Annotated in this window: 16 protein-coding genes; 13 read left to right on the top strand and 3 right to left on the bottom strand. The window is 40.6% G+C overall.

Annotated elements, in window-relative coordinates:
* The first annotated feature begins 54 nt into the window (after positions 1 to 54).
* From H5079_RS15295 to H5079_RS15275, 5 genes are all read left to right on the top strand, one after another.
* Complete coding sequence (locus H5079_RS15295) at positions 55 to 426, top strand: hypothetical protein (RefSeq protein ID WP_011327015.1); 372 nt, start codon at positions 55 to 57, stop codon at positions 424 to 426.
* 91 nt (positions 427 to 517) lie between these two features.
* Positions 518 to 1,843 carry a TolC family protein gene (locus tag H5079_RS15290; RefSeq protein ID WP_011327016.1) on the top strand — a complete coding sequence of 442 codons (1,326 nt, stop codon included), beginning with the start codon at positions 518 to 520 and terminating at the stop codon, positions 1,841 to 1,843.
* Positions 1,833 to 3,581 carry an efflux RND transporter periplasmic adaptor subunit gene (locus H5079_RS15285; protein WP_182684418.1) on the top strand — a complete coding sequence of 583 codons (1,749 nt, stop codon included), beginning with the start codon at positions 1,833 to 1,835 and terminating at the stop codon, positions 3,579 to 3,581. The genes H5079_RS15290 and H5079_RS15285 overlap by 11 nt, the downstream gene beginning before the upstream one ends.
* Before the next feature lie 8 nt (positions 3,582 to 3,589).
* Positions 3,590 to 6,706, top strand: a complete 3,117-nt coding sequence (locus tag H5079_RS15280; protein ID WP_182684417.1) for an efflux RND transporter permease subunit — start codon at positions 3,590 to 3,592, stop codon at positions 6,704 to 6,706.
* 141 nt (positions 6,707 to 6,847) lie between these two features.
* Positions 6,848 to 7,303, top strand: coding sequence for a hypothetical protein (locus H5079_RS15275; protein ID WP_011327019.1), 456 nt, complete (start codon positions 6,848 to 6,850; stop codon positions 7,301 to 7,303).
* Positions 7,304 to 7,569: 266 nt separating this feature from the next.
* On the opposite strand, the gene H5079_RS15270 is transcribed toward H5079_RS15275, so the two are convergent.
* Positions 7,570 to 8,076: a glycine cleavage system protein R gene (locus H5079_RS15270; RefSeq protein ID WP_011327021.1), complete on the bottom strand. Its 507-nt coding sequence runs from the start codon at positions 8,074 to 8,076 to the stop codon at positions 7,570 to 7,572.
* 357 nt (positions 8,077 to 8,433) lie between these two features.
* Here H5079_RS15270 and H5079_RS15265 point away from each other — a divergent pair, with 357 nt between their 5' ends.
* The 7 genes from H5079_RS15265 to H5079_RS15235 all read left to right on the top strand — a co-directional run bounded on the left by H5079_RS15265 (position 8,434) and on the right by H5079_RS15235 (position 17,081).
* Positions 8,434 to 10,668, top strand: coding sequence for an ABC transporter permease subunit (locus H5079_RS15265; protein WP_182684415.1), 2,235 nt, complete (start codon positions 8,434 to 8,436; stop codon positions 10,666 to 10,668).
* Between the two features lie 14 nt (positions 10,669 to 10,682).
* Positions 10,683 to 12,332, top strand: coding sequence for a phosphate ABC transporter permease PstA (gene pstA / locus H5079_RS15260; RefSeq protein WP_011327023.1), 1,650 nt, complete (start codon positions 10,683 to 10,685; stop codon positions 12,330 to 12,332).
* Positions 12,333 to 12,354: 22 nt separating this feature from the next.
* Positions 12,355 to 13,182, top strand: coding sequence for a phosphate ABC transporter ATP-binding protein PstB (pstB, locus tag H5079_RS15255; RefSeq protein WP_011327024.1), 828 nt, complete (start codon positions 12,355 to 12,357; stop codon positions 13,180 to 13,182).
* A gap of 42 nt (positions 13,183 to 13,224) precedes the next feature.
* A complete protein-coding gene (gene phoU, locus H5079_RS15250) occupies positions 13,225 to 13,926 on the top strand; it encodes a phosphate signaling complex protein PhoU (RefSeq protein ID WP_011327025.1) in 702 nt (233 codons plus the stop codon).
* 148 nt (positions 13,927 to 14,074) lie between these two features.
* Positions 14,075 to 14,752 carry a TIGR00153 family protein gene (locus tag H5079_RS15245; protein ID WP_011327026.1) on the top strand — a complete coding sequence of 226 codons (678 nt, stop codon included), beginning with the start codon at positions 14,075 to 14,077 and terminating at the stop codon, positions 14,750 to 14,752.
* 39 nt (positions 14,753 to 14,791) lie between these two features.
* The gene (locus tag H5079_RS15240) at positions 14,792 to 16,060 is read left to right on the top strand and encodes an inorganic phosphate transporter (protein WP_041454322.1); all 1,269 of its coding nucleotides are present in this window, start codon (positions 14,792 to 14,794) and stop codon (positions 16,058 to 16,060) included.
* An 82-nt stretch (positions 16,061 to 16,142) separates the two neighbouring features.
* Complete coding sequence (locus H5079_RS15235) at positions 16,143 to 17,081, top strand: hydrogen peroxide-inducible genes activator (protein WP_086994795.1); 939 nt, start codon at positions 16,143 to 16,145, stop codon at positions 17,079 to 17,081.
* On the opposite strand, the gene H5079_RS15230 is transcribed toward H5079_RS15235, so the two are convergent.
* Together H5079_RS15230 and H5079_RS15225 are read right to left on the bottom strand one after the other, a co-directional pair.
* Entirely contained in the window at positions 17,078 to 17,290 is a 213-nt protein-coding gene (locus H5079_RS15230; protein WP_011327029.1) for a hypothetical protein, read from the bottom strand. The genes H5079_RS15235 and H5079_RS15230 overlap by 4 nt on opposite strands.
* A gap of 196 nt (positions 17,291 to 17,486) precedes the next feature.
* On the bottom strand, positions 17,487 to 20,018 hold the full coding sequence (locus tag H5079_RS15225; protein WP_182684414.1) for an EAL domain-containing protein: 2,532 nt from the start codon (positions 20,016 to 20,018) through the stop codon (positions 17,487 to 17,489).
* Positions 20,019 to 20,218: 200 nt separating this feature from the next.
* On the opposite strand from H5079_RS15225, the gene queA reads away from it, so the two are divergent.
* Positions 20,219 to 21,250, top strand: coding sequence for a tRNA preQ1(34) S-adenosylmethionine ribosyltransferase-isomerase QueA (queA, locus tag H5079_RS15220; protein ID WP_011327031.1), 1,032 nt, complete (start codon positions 20,219 to 20,221; stop codon positions 21,248 to 21,250).
* The last annotated feature ends 127 nt before the right edge of the window (positions 21,251 to 21,377 follow it).

Genomic DNA, 21,377 nt, shown 5'->3' with positions numbered 1-21,377 from the left:
ACCTAGAACCTAGAACCTAGAACCTAGAACCTAGAACCTCAATAAGGCAACTTTTTGCAACGCATTTACTCTAGTTTACTGATCATCGCTATGTTACTCACGCTTGTGGGTCAGGCTGTTGCGTCTGTTGCTATGCTATGTGAAATGCCGCACATGAGCCAAACACAGCATGCTGCAACTAATGTTGCAACTGAAAAAGTACATCAGCAAATGTCAGTCAGTATGATGAATATGGACTGTTGCGATGATGCAGCAACCGAGCAAGAATGTAATTGCCCAATTAATGCTTGTTCAGCGTACTCAATGTTGAGTGTTGATGGTTTATTTAGCACCCCACTGATTATTTCTGAAAAAATACAGCTCTATCCCTCACAAAACCAACACCATTTAGTCAGCTCGCTATACCGCCCCCCTATGTCTGCTTAATTGCAGGATAGGTGTACCTAAAATTAGGTCAAGTCGTTTAATTCACCTTTTCTGCCTCTAAATTAATCTTTTAATTTTAGTGGAGTAAGTGATGAATCACTTTGCAGTATTTAAAGTCAGTTTTTTAGCGCTAATGCTAGGAACTGCAATCTCAGCACACAGCAATGAACTTAGCCTAGATGAGGCGCTTTCGTATGCGCTAAACCATGAGCCTTGGCTAAAGGCAAGCCAGTACCAACAAGCCTCAGAGCAAGCACAAAGTATAGCCGCAGGTAGTTTGCCTGATCCGGTATTAACTTTGGGTTTAATGGGCGTGCCAACCGATGGTTTTGCTTTAGATCAAGAAGGTATGACGCAGCTAAGTATTGGTGTAAGCCAAATGTTTAGTCGTGGCGACAGCCTAGCATTAAAACAGCAAGCCTTAGCACAATCTGCGCAGCAACATCCTTGGTTGCGAGCCGATCGCCTTGCACAAGTAAAAACAATTGTTATTGAATCATGGCTTAATGCGTACAGAGCTCAGCGCAGCATTGCGCTTATCGAACAAGATAAAGCCTTATTTTCGCAACTGATTGATATAACCGAATCAAGTTATGCCAGCTCGCTAGGCAAAACTCGTCAGCAAGATATTATTCGCGCTCAGTTAGAGCTCACTCGCCTAGAAGATAAATTAGTAATGCTAGCGCAGCAACTTGAAAGTGCTAAAAAACGGCTGTCGCAATGGTTGCCAATGAGCATGCTAACTCAACCAGTAAGTACTAAAAACACAGCTATTGAGCCGTTAATTAGTTTTACCACGCTGGAATTTGAGGCGCTAATGTCGTTACTTATGGCGCATCCCGCGATTGTTGCTATTGATCAAACAGTAACAGCTAAGCAAACAGAAATAGCGCTCGCAAAGCAAAGTTATAAGCCGCAGTTTGGAGTAAATATGGGCTATAGCCATCGAGGTGATACGCCTATGGGAGACTCACGAGCCGATTTACTCTCTGTTGGGGTAAGTATTGATTTGCCGTTATTTACTAGTAACCGCCAAGATCAGCAAGTTAACGCTGCAATAGCGACAGCTGAAGCAGTTAAAACTCAAAAGTTAATAGCGCTACAAAAGTTAAAAGGGATGTATTTCAAAGAGTTTAGCCAATTAATGCAGCTACAAAAACGCGATACGCTTTATCAAACTAAGTTATTACCGCAAATGGCAGAGCAAGCCCAAGCCACACTCAATGCATACACGCGGGACGACGGTGATTTTTCAGAAGTTATGCGTGCTCGTATTAGTGAGCTTAATGCCAAAATTGACGGCTTAAATATTCAAATAGACCAACAAATTATTATTGCTCGTCTAAATTATTATGCCAGTAGCCAAGACGCTGCTGTGATGCTTGAGCAATTAGGAGAGCAAAATCGTGAATACTAATTTAAAACTATTAATAGCAGCTGTAGTGGGTGGTGGAGTAACGGCATTAGTATTATCGCTTATGCCCGCGAGCAATACTGATATTAAAGCAAGCACAGAAAAACAACCACTGTACTGGGTAGCACCCATGGATAGTAATTATCGACGTGATGAACCCGGGCTTTCGCCAATGGGCATGGATTTAGTGCCTGTTTACGATGAAGCACCAGGCAGTAGTAGCAATTTAGATGGTCCAGGTGCTGTGACTATTTCGCCAGCGGTGGTTAATAATCTCGGGGTAAGAATCGCCAAAGTACAGTACAAAGCGTTACAAAATGAAGTTAAAACGGTTGGCTATGTGCAATATAATCAAGATCAACTTATTCATATTCACCCTCGTGTAGAGGGTTGGTTAGAAACGCTTTATATCAAAGCAGCCGGTGACAGTGTTGAGCAAGGTGAGCCACTTTATACCTTGTACTCACCGCAATTAGTGAATGCCCAAGAAGAGTTTCTATTAGCGCTCAATCGTAACAATCAGGTGCTTATTCGCGCAGCTAAAGCACGCTTAAAGTCACTTAATATATCGGATGATTTTGTAGAGCGGCTGAAAAAAAGTAAACAAGTAATGCAAAACATTACCTTTTATGCCATTCAAAGTGGCGTAGTTGAAGAGCTAAATGTGCGCGAAGGTTTTTATGTTAACCCCGGCACCACTATGATGAGTATTGGTAAGCTTGATGAGGTATGGGTTGAAGCGCAAGTGTTTGAGCGCCAAGCTGAGCTAATTAAGATTGGCCAGCCAGTAAGTATGACGCTTGATTATTTAAGTGGCCAAAGCTGGCAGGGTAAAGTGGATTATATTTACCCAACACTCGATGCTAAAAACCGGACCTTGCGAGTGCGCCTGCGCTTTAATAACGAAGGCCATAAACTTAAGCCTAATATGTTTGCCCAAGTAAATATTCATACTCAAGCCAATAAAGCGCAATTAGTAGTCCCTAAAGAAGCGGTGATCCGCACCGGTAACCAAAACCGTGTAGTGGTTGCCTTGGGCGAGGGGCACTTTAAATCTGTGGCTGTAGAAATGGGCAGAAGTGACAGTAAAAACACCGCAATATTATCAGGAATAATGGCAGATGATGACGTGGTGGTTTCGGCGCAATTTTTATTAGATTCAGAATCAAGTAAAAGCTCAGACTTTAAACGCATGCAAGCCCCTCAAGCTGTTAGCTCTGTATGGAGCGAGGGCATTGTTAATAGCATTATGGCGGAACATCGTATGGTTAATATTAGCCATGAGCCGATAGCTGAACTTGATTGGCCTAGTATGACAATGGACTTTACGGTTGCTGATGATGTTGACTTTACTGCTTTTGAAAATGGCCAAACATTACATTTTGAGCTGACTAAGCAAGCTGATGGCAGTTATGTATTAACGGCTATTCATATAATGAAAAGCACAGTAACAAATAGCGAAAAAAATACAGCAACTGTTTTGGGCACAATTAACAGTATTGATAAAGCACAGCGCATAGCAAATATTAGCCGTGGTGCAATAGAAAAATGGGGACGCGAACCTGCAAGGCTCGATTTTACCTTTGCAGATGATATAGATTTAACCGCACTTGCAGCGCAGCAACAAATAAACTTTACCTTTAGTTTGCAGCAAGGGGAGTTTGTGATTAGCCACATAAATGGTGAGCACTCTACAAGCGCATCAGGTAATCACACTATGCAATTGCATAACGCGCATTAGGAGGCAATATGATAGCTGCAATTATACGTTGGTCCGTTCTTAATCGCTTTTTTGTGTTGTTACTGACCGTTATTTTAATTGGCGGGGGCTTATTTGCTGTTAAAAATACCCCAGTTGATGCCTTGCCCGACTTATCAGATGTGCAAGTAATTATTAAAACCTCGTATCCGGGGCAAGCACCGCAAGTAGTGCAAGATCAGGTTACTTTTCCACTTACCACCGCAATGTTATCGGTGCCAGGAGCGCAAACAGTAAGGGGCTTTTCATTTTTTGGAGACTCTTACGTATATGTAATATTTGATGAAAAAACCGATTTGTACTGGGCACGTAGCCGAGTACAAGAATATTTAAGCCAAGTAGCGAGCCGCTTGCCAGCTACAGCCAGCGCAGAGCTTGGCCCCGATGCCACCGGTGTTGGTTGGATTTACTTATATGCACTGGTAGATAAAACTAATCAACACGATATTAGCCAATTACGCAGCTTACAAGATTGGTTTTTAAAATTTGAATTACAAACCGTACCTGGCGTATCTGAGGTTGCCTCAGTAGGGGGCATGGTAAAACAGTACCAAGTTACGGTTGACCCCGATAAGTTACGAGCTTATGGCATTCCACTGAGCTTAATTCAAACTGCCATTGCCCAAGGCAATCAAGAAATGGGCGCATCGGTAGTCGAAATGGCCGAGGCTGAATACATGGTTACTAGCACCGGCTATATTAAAAGTGTCGCCGATTTAGAAGCGATTCCTTTAGGTGTAAATACTAATGCCACACCACTGCAATTGCGTGATGTGGCCGATATTCGTCTAGGGCCGCAAATGCGCCGTGGTATTGCCGAACTTAATGGCGAAGGCGAAGTGGCTGGTGGCGTAGTGGTAATGCGATACGGTGAAAACGCGCAAAAAACCATTGAGCTGGTAAAAGCAAAGCTCGAGTCATTAAAAAAAGGGTTACCAGCGGGAGTTGAAATTGTACCCGTGTACGACCGCTCCAACTTGATTAAAGATGCAGTTGATAACTTAAGCAGTAAATTACTCGAAGAGTTGGTTGTGGTTGCTTTGGTTTGCATTGTATTTTTGTTTCATGTGCGCTCATCTTTAGTAGCGATTATTACTCTACCGCTGGGTATTTTAACAGCATTTTTAATTATGTATTGGCAAGGTATTAATGCCAATATTATGTCGCTTGGCGGTATTGCCATTGCAATTGGCGCTATGACCGATGGCGCTATAGTGATGATTGAAAATATGCACAAACATATGGAAAAAACCCCACTAACCGATGAGAACCGCTGGCAAGTGGTGATCGATTCGGCCAGTGAAGTCGGCCCCGCATTATTTTTTAGCTTAATGATAATTACGGTAAGTTTTATGCCGGTATTTATTTTAGAGGCGCAAGAAGGGCGTATGTTTGCCCCGCTGGCGTACACTAAAACCTATGCTATGGCTGCCTCTGCTGGGCTTGCAATTACTTTAGTACCGGTACTTATGGGATACTTTATTCGCGGCAAAGTAATTTCAGAGCAAAAAAATCCGGTTAACCGCATGCTGGTAAATGCTTATAAACCATTACTTAACGCAGTACTTAAGTTTCCTAAAGCAACTTTGGCCTTAGCTACGTTGATTGCAGTGATTGGCTTTTATCCTGTAAATAAAATGGGGAGCGAGTTTATTCCCCCCCTTGATGAGGGCGATTTAATGTATATGCCAACTACTTATCCAGGTATTTCGATTGGTAAAGCACGGGAGTTGTTACAGCAAACCGATAAATTAATTGCCACTGTGCCAGAGGTACTAACTGTATTTGGTAAAGTAGGGCGAGCAGAAACCGCCACAGATCCAGCGCCGCTTACCATGATAGAAACCTTTATTCAGCTCAAGCCTAAAGATCAATGGCGCGAAGGTATGACCCTAGATAAACTCAAAAAAGAGCTAGATAGTTTAGTGAAGTTTCCTGGGGTAACTAACGCATGGGTTATGCCAATAAAAACCCGTATTGATATGTTAGCAACCGGCATTAAAACCCCGGTGGGGATTAAAGTTGCTGGCCCTAAATTGAGTGAAATTCAAAAAATAGGTCAACAAATTGAAAGCATTTTAAAAGATGTACCGGGTACGGCATCCGTTTATTCTGAGCGAGTTGCTGGTGGGCGTTATATTAAGGTAGATATAAACCGTGAAAAAGCGGCGCGCTATAGTTTAAATATTGCCGATATACAGCAAGTTGTAGCTACTGCTATTGGCGGCACAAATGTCACCCAAACCGTAGAAGGGCAAGAGCGCTATCCGGTAAATTTACGATACCCGCAAGGTTACCGCGATTCACCTGAGGAGCTAATGTTACTTCCTATTGTAACTCCAGCCGGGCAGCGTATAGCTTTAGCCGATGTTGCTAAAGTATTTATTGAAGATGGCCCAGCCGGAATAAAAAGTGAAAATGCCCGCTTAAATGGTTGGAGCTTTATTGATATAGAAAATATTGATATTGGTACATATGTAGAAAACGCCCAGCAAATTTTGCATGAGCAATTGATACTACCAGCAGGATATTCAATTACCTGGGCTGGGCAATATGAATATATGCAGCGTGCTAAAGATAAGCTTGCTTACGTATTACCACTAACGTTAGCCATTATTGTAGTGCTGCTGTATCTGAACTTTAGAAGCTTTGCGGAGGTATTGATTATTATCGTTACTTTACCGTTGGCGATGATTGGCGGAATATGGCTAATGTACCTAGAAGGCTTTAACTTTTCGGTGGCTGTTGGGGTGGGCTTTATTGCACTTGCAGGGGTGGCCGTAGAAATTGGGGTGATCATGCTGGTGTATTTAAATCAGGCCTACCAAGAAAAAATTACCCAAGCACAACAAACTGGTGTGCCGCTTAATTATGAGCAGCTTAAGCAAGCAATAACAGAGGGCGCAGGGCTAAGAGTACGCCCCGTAATGATGACAGTAGCTACTATAGTGATAGGTTTATTACCGGTACTTTATGGCACTGGCACGGGCAGTGAAATAATGAGCCGCATAGCAGCGCCTATGGTAGGGGGTATGTTTAGTGCGGTTGTTTTAACCTTATTAGTAATACCGGCAACGTATTTATTGTGGCGCAAACGCGACCTATAATATTTACATTGGTTATGTAACTTATACTGAAAAACAGTATTAAGTTACATAGCCTGCAACTTTACTATTGATATTGCTCACTTTTTTATATGGCACGATTTACGCATTACTATGTTTACTCAGCTCAAGTAAGGAATGCAGATGCAAGTTAAAACAATTCAACAAATGTATGACTGGACTATCTTGTTTCATACACAAATGGCGGCCAACTTTTTTAGTGTGCGGGAACTATTAGGTGAGCATAATACTCAATTAGTTGATTACTGTACTAAATACGAAAAAAAACTCGCTGAAGATTTAATTGGCTTTAAAGCAATCACCACCATAAATACGTTAGATACCTACTGCTATGAGTATTTTGCAGAAAATCCAGAGCTACTGAATTTTACTGATTTAGATCGAAGTACCCAATTAGATGAGCAAGCTATCCAGGGCTATTTGTCTGATCAGCATCAAAAAGTAATAAATGCTTATGAGTACTTAGAGGGAAAAACACAAACTGCAGACGGCAAAGAAAAACTCGGACAAATACTGCAGCTTGAGTACCAAGGATTAAAACAAATGGTACAAAGCATAAACCGACATATAGATATGTAACCTGCTCTCCGGATAACAAACTTATCTCAAGCAGCTATTTTCAGCGTTAACGGCGTTGAATTTTCTTGCAATAGGCCAGCTATTGACGCGTAAATTCGCCTTATTTTCACTGAAAATTTCTAGCTAGAGAAAATAAAATTAAATATAACTATGATTCAATACGTTAGTAAATCTCTTAACCAGAGTTCAGGTTATGTAAATTTATATACAGTTAAAACTAATAAAAATAACGGCGCTACACTATGGTGTGTAGCGCCGTTATTTTGTTAAACCTTTTCTACATCAACAATTAAGTCGCTTGTTATCGACTCTAATGCATTAATTACTTCTTCTTTATTCAACCCATTAGGTAGTGTTACTGTAGCAACAGCACTAAAAATAGGCACGCCCCAATTAGGTGCGCTTTGTTGCCTTGAGTTTAAGTGAGTAATATTGGCTCCTTTATGACGAATTACACTTGCAAGCTCTTGCACAATACCCGGGCGATCGTTACCGGTAATAACAAAGTTAAGTTGCTCACGTGTGGCGGGTTCTATTTCTGTATTGCCTGTTTCAATACGTACATCAAGTTTAGGCAGAGCATTGAGCGCATTTTGCAGTGCCTGAAAATGCTCTTCGCTAACTTCAATCTGAATAATACCTGCAAAGTGACCGAGCAAATGGCTCAAGTTGCTGCTTAGCCAGTTGCCATGATTTTCTAAAATAACGGATGAAATGCTCTCTACTAAACCAGGACGATCTTGTCCTAAAATGGTTATAACCAACTGCTTCATAAATAGTTCTCTTCTTTAAAGCCCAAATAAGGTAATGCATAGGCATTAAGTGTTGTTTAACTCTATTCAGAGTTCAGGTTAAATATTATGATTTAGTTGCTAAAGTTAGACCTTTAATCCTACAGTGCAGCCCTTGCAACAAACCATAATTATTAACTAAATGCTTCCTGAGTATTGACCTCGATAAATACTTTGTCCAATAAATATAATATTTAGTTCATCAATACTGCATAAACACGGCTGCTATTCGATCTTAAAGATATTTAAATTACACGGTAAATAATTATTACCGCTGTAACATTACTGTCACTTTGATGAAATATAATCACTGCAACGTTAAGATTAAAGGATGTTTTGATGACTTCCAATCCGAATAAGCCGACTTTTAATACGGATCGAAGCCGTCTATTTAAAGACCGACTTGCCCAGTTTGGCATAACCGTAGGTGGAGTAATGGTATTAATAGCGCTGCTATTAATTTTTTTCTACCTTCTTTATATAGTACAGCCAATTTTTGAATCAGCTAAAGTTGAAAAGCGCGACAGTTTTAATCTTACAAACGCAGAGCAAATAGTGGGAGTAGGCGTTGAGGAACAAACTGAAGTTGCTTATTTATTAAGCCAGCAAGGGAGTGTTGACTTTTATAGTGTTGAAAAAGCTAACTTTGGTAAAAAGCTAAAAACGCTAGAGGTAACCCTGCCTAGCGATGTGAGTAGCTTTGCTACCAGTGCACCGTTTCAGGGGCAATATGCATATGGTTTAGAAAATGGCAGTGTAAAAATTGTTATTCCTAAATTTATGGTGACGTTTCCAAATAACGAACGTAAATTAACTCCGCGTTTAGATTATCCGCTAGGCGAACTTGCTTTAGAGGTAGACGAGCAAGGTGCTGCTATAAAGCGTTTTGCATTTAGCCACTTTGAAGACAAAACAGCCGTTGTTGCGCTAACAGCCGACAAGCGCGTTTTATTTAGTAGCTTTGTTGCTGAAGAAAACATGTTTAGCGGCGAAGTAGAATGGCTTGTGGAACGCACCGAGCTAGATGTTGCTGGGCGAGTAGATGAGTTACTTATGTCGCCAGATACTACCCGAGTATTTGTGCGCTCAGCTAATCAAATTTATGTTTACGATACGCGCGACCCAAGCGAAGTAGAGCAAATTCAATTACTGTCTGCCAATGAAGAAAACGCTAATATTGTTGCGGCGCAATTACTTGCGGGCGCTAACTCTCTTATGTTGGCAAACGATAATGGAAAGGTATCGCAGTGGTTTGAAATAAATACCGACAGCGGCCGTGAATATCAAAAAATTCGTTCATTTGAAACAACAAAGCAAAGTAAGTTAAACGTATTTACTGAGTTTTACCGCCGTACCTTTTTTACTACCAGTAGTAATGGTGAGTTAGGTGTTTATTACACCACAAGCCAAGCAAAATTGTGGCAAGGCAAAGTAAGCGAAGGAGCAATTAAAAACTTTGCTATAGCACCGCGTGCAAATGCAGCGCTAATTGTTGCCGACAACAAACTAACCGTATTAGAAATTCATAACGAACATCCTGAAGTTACTTGGTCAGCACTTTGGCAAGAAGTGTGGTACGAAGGTTACCCAGAGCCAGGTTATATTTGGCAATCAACCTCAGCCAGTGACGACTTTGAGTCTAAGTTTTCGTTAGTGCCTATTTCGTTTGGTACTTTAAAGGCGGCATTTTACGCCATGCTATTTGCCGTACCTATCGCGATTTCTGCTGCCATTTATACCGCTTACTTTATGTCGAGTGAACTGCGTAAAGTGGTTAAGCCAACGGTAGAAATAATGGAAGCACTTCCTACCGTTATTTTGGGGTTTTTAGCGGGCCTATGGTTAGCGCCTTTAATAGAGCAGCACTTACCAGCCATAGTTGGCTTACTGGTGTTATTACCTTTAGGTATTTTGGCCACTGCGCTTGGTTGGACTAAATTACCAGCCAGTATTCGCCATAAAATTCCTGAAGGATCGCATGCCATTATACTTATACCGGTAGTGTTATTTATTGGTTGGTTTTCGTTTGCGATGAGCGAAACTGTTGAGCTGTGGATGTTTGATGGTAACGTGCGCCAATATTTAACTAACGAGCTTGGCATGACCTTCGATCAGCGTAATGCCTTGGTAGTGGGTATTGCGATGGGCTTTGCTGTAATTCCTACTATATTTTCGATTGCGGAAGACGCGGTATTTAGCGTGCCTAAGCATTTGTCTAATGGCTCACTGGCACTGGGTGCAACACAGTGGCAAACACTGATACGCGTGGTATTACTTACCGCCAGCCCTGGAATATTTTCTGCGGTAATGATGGGCCTTGGCCGCGCAGTAGGCGAAACCATGATAGTGCTTATGGCAACCGGTAATACCCCGATTATGGATTGGAGTGTGTTTCAGGGAATGCGTACGCTTGCGGCAAATATTGCGGTTGAAATGCCAGAGTCGGAAGTGGGTAGTTCGCATTACAGAATATTGTTTTTAGCAGCATTTGTATTATTTATATTTACCTTTGTTTTTAACACCATTGCTGAGTTTGTTCGTCAGCAACTGCGTGAAAAATACAGCTCAATGTAAGTGGAGAACACGACATGGTAAAGCAGTGGTTTAGGTCTGGTTCTCCTTGGATTTGGATGACCGGTGGTGCGGTGAGCATCAGCTTAATTTCAGTAATTGGTTTATTAGCTATGATAGCGTGGAAAGGGTTAAGCTTTTTCTGGCCTTCTGAGGTAGTGCAATTTGAGCTGGAAGGCTCAATTGCAAAACAAACTATTATTGGTGAAATTTACGATCGAGAATTGGTACCCAAAGCGCGTTTAGCGGCAACCGGTGTTGATGTTTCGGCATATGATAGGGAAGAATTTGAGCGGTTATTAATTAAAACAGGTAACCGTGAATATGTAGATTTAGATTTTCGTTGGATATTAAACACCGACATAAAAAACCAATCAACGCCTACCACCCTTGCCGTGTTTGAGCGTAGCAAAAATGGTAATTTTTATGGCTACGTAGAAGGCGTAATTGAAGACGGACAACCTGTTACCGGCGATAAGGTAGCCTATTTACATAAGCTGGTTGAACGGGCAGTTGATTTAAACGACGAAGCACTTGATTTACAAAACGGTGATATTGGTCATATTAACTATGAACTGGAACGTTTAAGGCTAAAAGAAAAATCCTACTTACTTGATAATGAACTTACAGACGAACGTGTTGCTGAGCTTGCAGAGGCGCGTGCAGAACTACGTGCCGAGTATGCGGTGCTCGAAAAGCAACTGTTTGCACTGCGTAAACAAGCACAGCGCGACCAAGTTATGGTTAAAGATATGCGCGGCGAAATAGTCACCATTCCATTGTATCAAGTATTAGATGTGTGGTTTCCAAACGACATGAGCTTTTTAACCAAACTGGGCCATTACTTTATCCAATTAGGTAAGTTTGTATCAGATGACCCTCGCGAAGCAAATACCGAAGGTGGCGTATTTCCGGCCATATTTGGTACCGTGTTTATGGTTATGCTAATGGCTGTTATTGTGACGCCATTTGGGGTGGTTGCTGCAATTTACTTGCATGAATACGCGGCTAAAAATGCGGTAACTAAGATGATCCGTATTGCGGTAATTAACCTAGCCGGTGTACCTTCTATTGTATATGGTGTATTTGGCTTAGGCTTTTTTGTTTATATGCTAGGTGGCAGCCTTGACCAATTATTTTATCCTGAGTCATCACCTACTCCGGTATTTGGTACACCAGGTGTTATGTGGTCGGCTTTAACACTGGCAATACTTACCTTGCCTGTGGTTATTGTTTCCACTGAAGAGGGACTATCGCGTATTCCAAGTACGGTACGCCACGGATCATTAGCGCTTGGTGCCACACAAGCAGAAACCTTATGGCGTATTGTTATACCTATGGCAAGCCCAGCAATTATGACCGGTTTAATACTGGCTGTTGCGCGTGCAGCAGGTGAAGTAGCGCCATTAATGCTGGTGGGTGTAGTAAAAATGGCACCTACGTTACCGCTTGATGGTAACTTTCCATACTTTCACTTAGACAGAAAGTTTATGCACTTAGGTTTTCATATTTACGATGTTGGCTTTCAAAGCCCGAATGTTGAAGCGGCGCGACCGCTGGTATATGCAACGGCATTTTTATTAGTGTCGGTAATTATTACCCTCAACATAACCGCTATTGGTATACGTAATCATTTACGTGAAAAATTCAGATCGCTTGAGCTTTAATAAGATTTAATAGGTAACAAACATGATTTCAGTCGCTCCAAAAGTAAATCAAGCCAATACCAGCTTGAAGTTAGACTTAGACAATTTAACCACAGAGCAAACAGCGTTAGAGATTAAAGATCTCGATCTTTACTACGGCGATAAACAAGCGCTGAGTAAAGTAAATATGAATATTCCAAAGGGCCAGGTAACAGCCTTTATTGGCCCGTCGGGGTGTGGTAAATCAACCTTATTACGGTGTATTAACCGCATGAACGACTTAGTTGATATTTGCCGCATAGAAGGTGAAATACTGCTACATGGACAAAACATTTACGATAAAAGCGTTGATGTAGCGGCGCTGCGTCGTAACGTAGGCATGGTATTTCAGCGACCTAACCCTTTTCCTAAATCAATTTATGAAAATGTGGTTTATGGTTTGCGCTTACAAGGTATTAAAGACAAACGTAAATTAGATGAAGTAGTTGAGCAATCATTGCGTGGTGCAGCGCTGTGGGATGAAGTAAAAGACAGGCTACACGACAGCGCTTTTGGGTTGTCGGGGGGACAGCAGCAACGTTTAGTTATTGCGCGCTCAATTGCTATTTCGCCAGAAGTATTACTGCTTGATGAACCTACCTCGGCACTAGACCCTATTTCTACTTTAGTAATAGAGGAGCTAATTAACGATTTAAAGAGCAAGTTTACAGTGGTAATTGTTACCCATAATATGCAACAGGCCGCCAGGGTTTCTGACCAAACGGCGTTTATGTATATGGGGGAGCTAATTGAATACTCAGACACCAATACTTTATTTACAACGCCTAATAAGAAAAAAACAGAAGACTATATAACCGGTCGTTACGGCTAATTCAGCCGATATTATGTGTACAATATTGATAGGATAATAACGATGGAACATAACATTAATAAGCATATTTCTGGCCGTTTTAATCAAGAATTAGAAAACGTACGCAACCTTGTGCTTAGTATGGGCGGGCTGGTTGAGCAACAGCTTAACAGTGCGTTAGATGCAGTGAGCCAAAATGATGCTATGCTTGCGCAAAAAGTGCGAGAGAATGATTATAAAGTTAATGCAATGGAAGTAAGTATTGACGAAGAATGTACGCGAATTATTGCCAGGCGTCAGCCTGCTGCAAGCGATTTGCGTTTAGTGGTGGCTATTGCAAAAACCATTGCTGATTTAGAGCGTATAGGCGATGAAGCAAAGCGAATTGCTAAAGTTGCATTAGATTCATTTACTAAAGACCAACAGGCTTTATTAGTAAATATTGAAAATATGGGACGCCAAGTATCAAAAATGTTGCACGATGTACTTGATGCATTTGCACGTATGGACGTACAACGTGCATTTGAAGTACACAAAGAGGATGCTAAAGTTGATAGAGAGTACGAAGCCATTATTCGTCAAATTATGACCTATATGATGGAAGACCCGCGCTCAATCCCGAAAATTATGGATTTAGTGTGGTCAGTTCGTTCATTAGAACGCATTGGTGATCGGTGTCAAAATATTGCTGAATATATTATTTATTTTGTTAATGGAAAAGATATTCGTCATACATCTCAAGAAGATATAGAAAAGTCTTTATAATTTTTTTAATTAGTCCTTTTTATTACAACGACGAATTATAATTTTTTTTTAGTTTGCTGGCGGTTGAGCAATAAAAAGCGTTCACAATCGAGCTTAATACTGTAAAATTCATGCCGCACAGCATACTAAATTGATTTAAGGGTCAGTTATGCAAACTAACGCGTTTCTAGGAGTATTTGCAAAATCTCCTATCAAACCAATGGAAGAACATATTCGAAAGGTTCATCAAGCTAGTAAAGCTTTGATTCCTTTTTTTAATCACGTATTTAAAGAAGAATGGCAACAAGCTGAAGAGCTACGTTTAACCATTCGTAATTTAGAACGTGAAGCCGATGAAATGAAAAGAAATATACGTTTACAACTACCGCGTGGATTATTTATGCCGGTAGAGCGTACAGATCTGCTCGAATTAGTAACCCAGCAAGATAAAATTGCCAATAAAGCAAAAGACATTGCAGGGCGTGTAATTGGTCGTGAGATGATCATACCAAAAGTAATTCAAATCGACTTTTTAGCTTATTTAACACGTTGTGTTGATGCTACTAAACAAGCATCTAATGCGATAAATGAGTTAGAAGAGCTATTAGAAACAGGTTTTAAAGGTCGCGAAGTGGCCTTGGTTGAAAAAATGCTCGTTGAATTGGATGCCATAGAACAAGACACGGATGAAATGCAAATTAAAATACGCCGCCAACTACGCGCAGTAGAAGGTGAGTTAAACCCGGTTGATGTGATGTTTTTATATAAGATCATTGAATGGGTTGGCGAGCTTGCAGATATTGCAGAGCGCGTAGGATCACGTCTTGAGCTGATGTTAGCTCGTTAATTTAAAATCAGTTCAAAAACGATAGATTAAGGTTACACAATGGATATCATTGCATCTTACGGCACGGTATTAATTTTAATTGCCGCAGCAGTTGGCTTTTTTATGGCTTATGGTATTGGCGCAAATGATGTTGCCAATGCAATGGGCACATCAGTAGGCTCTAAAGCGCTAACGATTAAACAAGCGATTTTTATCGCGATGATCTTTGAGTTTGCAGGTGCTTACTTGGCCGGCGGCGAAGTTACATCGACAATTCGTAATGGCATTATTGATTCAACGCCATTTATGGATATTCCTGAATTAATGATATTAGGTATGATTTCTGCGCTTTTTGCAGCAGGCGCCTGGCTATTAATGGCATCATTCTTAGGATGGCCAGTATCAACTACTCACTCTATTATTGGCGCTATTATAGGTTTTGCTTTAGTTGCAGTAGGCAGTGAAGCGATTCATTGGAACAAGGTTGCAGGAATTGTTGGTAGTTGGATAGTAACGCCTGCTATATCGGGTTTTATTGCCTACTTAATATTTATGAGCGCACAAAAGCTTATTTTTGATACGGCTACTCCGCTTAAAAATGCTAAACGTTTCGTGCCAATTTATATGGGCTTAGCTGGCTTTATTATGTCACTTGTGACAATTAAAAAAGGCTTAAAACATATTGGTATTAACTTAGGCACAGTGGAAGGTATTAGTCTATCTATTGCGATTGCAGTAGTAGTAGGCTTTATTGGTAAAATTGCAATTTCACGTTTAAAAATCGACCCTCAGGCCGATAAAAAAATGCAATTTAATAACGTTGAAAAAGTTTTTGCAGTACTTATGGTCTTAACGGCTTGTTGTATGGCATTTGCTCATGGTTCTAACGACGTTGCTAATGCTATTGGTCCTCTTGCGGCTGTGGTAAGTATTGTTGAAAACAACGGTGAAATTGCAAAACAAGCGGCTATTGCTTGGTGGATATTACCACTAGGTGGTTTTGGTATTGTGGCCGGTTTAGCTATTTTAGGTAAAAAAGTAATTAAAACGATTGGCGAAGGGATCACACATTTAACCCCTAGCCGTGGTTTTGCTGCTGAATTAGCTGCTGCTTCAACTGTTGTAATTGCATCTGGTACAGGCTTACCAATTTCAACTACGCAAACCTTAGTGGGTGCGGTGTTAGGTGTAGGTATGGCACGCGGTATTGCCGCACTGAACATGGGTGTTATTAGAAACATTGTAGTTTCTTGGGTAATTACATTGCCAGTGGGCGCAGGCCTTGCTATTGTTATTTTCTACGTACTAAGAACCGCATTTGGGGTTTAATAAAAAAGTACTTAAAGACTTTTAGCTTGAAAAGATCTCAATGCCCTAGGTGTTGGGGTCTTTTTATTTGTGGAAAGACAAAATGACTAATCTTCCGAGTATAAAACAGCTGCAGTATTTACTTGCAGTACATCAATATCAACATTTTGGCCGCGCTGCTAGTGCGTGCTTTATTGGCCAATCAACATTAAGTACAGCCATTCAAAACTTAGAAGAAACACTAGGCTGCCAACTTATTGAACGTGAAAACCGCAGTTTAATGTTTACCACCATTGGTGAGGAAGTAGTTGAACGTTCGCGCAAAATTATTCACGACACAATTAGTTTAAAAGAGCTCACTAAAAGCTTTTTAACGCCGCTGAGTGGTAAGTTAACCGTAGGGGTTATTCCTACTATTGCGAGCTTTATTGCCGCGCCTTTGTATCACTTTTGTAAGCAAGAATTTTGCGATTTAGAACTGGTATTAGTAGAAGATACTAGCGATAAGTTACTCGATAAATTAGAGCATGGTCAGATAGATTTAGCCTTATTAGCACTGCCGTATCAAACCGATAAGTTTCATACTCAGGTGTTAGCTAGAGATCATTTTAGTTTGGTACATCACAAAGACTACACGCCAGCAAAGAACGTGCAAGACTTTAACTTATTACCCGACGCCAGCGTGTTCTTACTAGAACGTGAGCACTGTATGACCGGACACGCGCTTAGTGCATGTCATTTAAACCGTGTCAGCTGCATAAACCCGTTTGAAGCAGCCAGCTTACATACTTTATTGAGCATGGTGGAGTATCAGTTGGGGGTGACCTTTTTACCGCAAATGGCGATTAATGCCGGCATTTTAGATAATAAAAATATGCTAGCAACTCCATCGGCGAATGAGGCATACCGTGAAATTGGTATTTTGTGGCGTAAAACAACCGGACGAATTCGCGACTTTAAATTGTTCAGCCAGCAATTAGAGGTGTTTTTAAAACACCAATGTAGTTTAGACTTTGCTAAAGAGACAGCAACAAGCAGCTAAGATAGCTGCTTGTTTTCATGGTTATGGCTTTCATATGGTTCTAGTTTAGGTAAAAAAAGTAAATAAACCCAAACAACCAGATTAAAGTAAGGCACTAGCCCTAATACAGTAAATACCCGAACCGGATAACCTTTAATGTGTGCATATCGGTAACACTGAAACGCAATTGCAAAATGCATAAGTAGTAATAAAACAACTAGCTGTGTCATATTTACCTCCTTAAACTCTAATAACATCCAACATCCAACATCCAACAAATTGTCGTCTTATTTGGGCTGATTTATAATGTCATGTTTTTTTGCGCTTATCCTATTAATTGCGCGACATTTGCTGATTTGTAAGTAAAGTATAGCCGAGAAAGATAATTATGATAGTAGTAAAGAGCTTAATTTTGTTTACAGCTGTTTATTTTTTGCTAGGTAGTTGTTGGTAAAACGTTTTATTTTTTAAAATCTTTTCAAGTTCACTTTTAACACCTTTAATAGGCATAGGGCGAGCTATAAAATAGCCTTGGCCGTAGTCAACGCCAATTTCTTTTAATGCAAAAAATACTTCTTCGGTTTCTACATATTCAGCCACAGAGCGCTTATCGAGTGAATGACTAATGTCGTTAATGGCCTTTACTAGTGCTAAATCAATAGGGTCGTTGAGCATATCGCAAACAAACGAGCCATCAATTTTTACATGCTGTGCTGGCAGTTGTTTCAAGTAGTTAAAAGTACTGAAGCCGGTGCCAAAATCGTCAATCGAAAAGTGGCAGCCTAAAATATTGAGTTTTTCAATCATTTTACGCGTAGCTGCTAAGTTGTTAATGCTGGCAGATTCGGTAATTTCAAAAATTATTTGTGTTGGTAAAACCTGATACTTTGCTAAATTTGACTCTATTAATGGCACTAAACGCTCATCTAAAAATGACTGCGCAGAGAGATTTATAGCTACTTGGTTAAGTTCTGGGTAGAGGGCAACATTAGCAATTGTGTTACGAATAACGCATTGATCCATTAAAAAAGTATCGTTTAGCATTTCTAATGAAGGAATAAATTGATTAGGAAAAACTAGTTCATCATTTATTTTTAAGCGCAGCAGCACCTCAAAGTAAGCAACTTCATTGCGCCTAAAATCCCAAATTGGTTGGTAATGCAGTTCAATGCTGTCTTGTTGTAGCGCTTGGCGAATACCATGACCCCACTCTAAACCCGTTTGTAGCGTATTGTTATGGGCATCTTGTTTTGCATAGCAATGTACTAAATTACGACCTAAATTTTTAGCGATATACAGGGCAATATCAGCTTGTTTTAAACATTCGCTCGGGTCGCAATTCTTTTCGGTAATTTGAGTTAAACCAATTGAGCAACTGATTGAGTATATTTGCTCCTCAGACTTAAATTGATTTTGTTCAATTGCGTTACATATACCTTCGGCAATTAAATGAGCGTCAAGCAAGTTGGTATATTTGAGGATCACAGCAAATTCGTCGCCGCCAACTCTACACACTAAATGCTCGGTACTTATGTTTGTTATAAATAATTGCGCTACTTCTTTTAAAACAATATCGCCTTGTTGATGGCCTTTACTGTCGTTAATTATTTTAAAGTGATCTAAATCGATATAAATAAGCGCGTGCTCAATATCTGAATGGGTGTGCTGAGGTTGGCAAATACGATTCAGCTGTTGGTCAAAGTAATAGCGATTATGCAGGCCAGTAAGCGTATCGTGAAGTGCTAAATGGCGCAGCTGCAGTTCCGCTTGTTTTCGTTCATGAATATTGTCGATTGTGGCGGTAATAGTGGCGTTATTATGGCTGTTTTGTATGAGCTGCAGCCGACATTCAACCCAAATTTGGCTGCCATTTTTATGTTGTAGCCTTATTTCAACTTGTTGTTTGTACTCACCACCACAAAGAATGTCGTCTATTGTTGCTTGTAGTTTTACTTGGCATTCAGCAATACAAAAATTAGTTAATTGCTGTTGTAGTGTCGATTTAACACCAAAGCCACTTAATGCTTCCCACGCTGGGTTGATAAAGCGAATAAGCCCTTGCTGATCAAGTTCTAGAACGACAGTATTTAAATGCAATAAAATACGTTGATGCGCAGAAAATAAATCTCGGTATCGCACTTCGCTTATGCTCAGTTGCTCTACTTTGTTAGCAAATTCAGCGTAGCTCACCATAAAGTCTTCGCGACGCGCTGCATGGTCGCATACTTTATTTAAAAATGGCGGATCGTATGGGGCACGTATAAAGTCGGTGACACCCGAAAGTAAAAGCTGCTCCGCATAATCAGCATCATCACTATCTATAATAGTTACAATTGCTTGCATAGGATTATGTTGTAAAATTTCAGATACTAGCACGCTCGACTCTTCTGCTCTTGCAGCGGTTGCATCAAGTAAAACAATTGCAAATTGTTGCTGGTTATAAGCATTAAGCGCGGCTTGGCTCGAGGTAACATGGGTAATCGAAAAGTTTAGCAGTAACGGCTTGCTGATTTCATTGGCTTTAGTGTTAGTCGGCTCTAACAGTAAGAGGTTTAAACGACTGCTTTTTTCTAAATGGTTAGCGAGCACACTTGCCAGCACTTGCGGCAGCATGTCTTGGCGCTCAAAAGGTAATACTGCATCAATACCGTAGCTGCGGGCAGTAGTTTCAGCTATTCGTTCACAATAAATAGGGGGAATAAGTAAGATTGGGGTATTTTTAGGGGTATTTAATAAGCCCGAGCGGATCATTCTTGAGAAGCGCCAGCCATCAATTTTACCTACATCAAGGCCAGTAATAATTATATTAACGGCTTGTTTTTTTAATATTTTTAAAGCTTGTTGGCTATCAGATACTTCTATAAATTCAAAAACATTTAATTTCTCTAAAGTGGCTCGAATAGTGCCACGCTCAGCACTGCTGGCGTTTAATATTAGCAATTTAAGCTGATTTACCACGTTTAGAGTACCCCTAAAAAATCACGATTATTCAAAAGAGTAAGAGTAATGATATTTACCGCTTAGGACAAGCGTATTTACGGCATGATAATAAATGCAGTAAAACAAGTGTAATTTAATGAGAATTTACCTGATTTCTTGAGCTTCATAAGCGATAGATATACACTTGGCGCGACTTTAAATGATGTGGATTACCAACTATGCGCGTGGCTGATTTTAGCTTTGACCTTCCCGACGAATTAATTGCTCGTTTTCCTAAGCAAGACAGAACAAGTAGCCGCTTATTGAGCCTAGATGGCCCAAGTGGTGTAGTTGAGCACAAAGTATTTAGTGATTTGCTTGAATTAGTTAACGAAAATGACTTGTTGGTGTTTAATAACACGCGAGTAATACCTGCCCGTATGTTTGGTCAAAAAGCGTCAGGCGGAAAAGTTGAAGTATTAGTAGAGCGTGTGCTTGATGAGCATAGAGTGCTGGCACATGTGCGCGCGAGTAAATCGCTAAAGCCAGGCAACGAAGTAATTCTTGAAGGCAAGGCAAAAGCAACCATGGTTGCGCGTCACGATACCTTATTTGAGCTGGAGTTTGAGCATAGCCAAAACGTACTCGATATATTAAATGATATTGGCCATATGCCATTACCGCCGTATATAGATCGCCCTGATAACGAAGCCGATCGTGAGCGTTATCAAACCGTGTACGGCGAAAAGCCTGGAGCGGTTGCGGCTCCTACCGCCGGTTTGCATTTTGACGATAAGTTAATGACCGCGCTAAAAAATAAAGGCGTACAAATGGCTTTTGTTACACTGCATGTGGGAGCGGGGACGTTTCAACCGGTGCGTGTTGCCACGGTAGATGAGCACATTATGCACTCAGAATACATAGAAGTGCCAGATGATGTGGTTGCTGCTGTAGCAAACACTAAAGCCAATGGTGGGCGTGTTATTGCCATAGGTACAACGTCTGTACGCTCTCTAGAATCTGCAGCAAAAGTACACGGTGGTAAGTTAGATACTTACTTTGGTGATACCGATATATTTATTTATCCGGGTTATCAATTTAATGTGGTTGATGCCATGATAACGAACTTTCACTTACCAGAGTCAACGCTTATCATGCTGGTAAGTGCCTTTGCCGGACAAAACAATATTATGGGCGCATATAACACCGCCATAGAGCAGCAGTATCGTTTTTTTAGTTATGGCGATGCGATGTTTTTAACCCGTAAATAAACACCACAAAATTTACTTGTTTAAGCTGGCTATTTGCTTTTAAATCAGCATTGAATTTACCGCAGTTAATAGTATTAACGCAGTAAAAAGGGTAGAATCGAGCGGTTAAATTATAGCTTGTTGGACT

This window comes from Pseudoalteromonas sp. SG44-5 (assembly GCF_014164175.1).
Taxonomy (GTDB): Bacteria; Pseudomonadota; Gammaproteobacteria; order Enterobacterales; family Alteromonadaceae; genus Pseudoalteromonas; species Pseudoalteromonas nigrifaciens.
Note: the sequence above shows the minus strand (reverse complement) of the source record. Positions and strands in the feature narration are given on the sequence as shown.

What these genes read in the sequence shown, in the direction of transcription:
- H5079_RS15245 (WP_011327026.1), top strand. Translation starts at nt 14,075, where the DNA reads ATGCAAACTAACGCGTTTCTAGGAGTATTTGCAAAATCTCCTATCAAA.
- pstA (WP_011327023.1), top strand. Translation starts at nt 10,683, where the DNA reads ATGGTAAAGCAGTGGTTTAGGTCTGGTTCTCCTTGGATTTGGATGACC.
- H5079_RS15275 (WP_011327019.1), top strand. Translation starts at nt 6,848, where the DNA reads ATGCAAGTTAAAACAATTCAACAAATGTATGACTGGACTATCTTGTTT.
- H5079_RS15280 (WP_182684417.1), top strand. Translation starts at nt 3,590, where the DNA reads ATGATAGCTGCAATTATACGTTGGTCCGTTCTTAATCGCTTTTTTGTG.
- H5079_RS15235 (WP_086994795.1), top strand. Translation starts at nt 16,143, where the DNA reads ATGACTAATCTTCCGAGTATAAAACAGCTGCAGTATTTACTTGCAGTA.
- H5079_RS15240 (WP_041454322.1), top strand. Translation starts at nt 14,792, where the DNA reads ATGGATATCATTGCATCTTACGGCACGGTATTAATTTTAATTGCCGCA.
- H5079_RS15290 (WP_011327016.1), top strand. Translation starts at nt 518, where the DNA reads ATGAATCACTTTGCAGTATTTAAAGTCAGTTTTTTAGCGCTAATGCTA.
- H5079_RS15265 (WP_182684415.1), top strand. Translation starts at nt 8,434, where the DNA reads ATGACTTCCAATCCGAATAAGCCGACTTTTAATACGGATCGAAGCCGT.
- H5079_RS15270 (WP_011327021.1), bottom strand. Translation starts at nt 8,076, where the DNA reads ATGAAGCAGTTGGTTATAACCATTTTAGGACAAGATCGTCCTGGTTTA.
- pstB (WP_011327024.1), top strand. Translation starts at nt 12,355, where the DNA reads ATGATTTCAGTCGCTCCAAAAGTAAATCAAGCCAATACCAGCTTGAAG.
- phoU (WP_011327025.1), top strand. Translation starts at nt 13,225, where the DNA reads ATGGAACATAACATTAATAAGCATATTTCTGGCCGTTTTAATCAAGAA.
- queA (WP_011327031.1), top strand. Translation starts at nt 20,219, where the DNA reads ATGCGCGTGGCTGATTTTAGCTTTGACCTTCCCGACGAATTAATTGCT.
- H5079_RS15230 (WP_011327029.1), bottom strand. Translation starts at nt 17,290, where the DNA reads ATGACACAGCTAGTTGTTTTATTACTACTTATGCATTTTGCAATTGCG.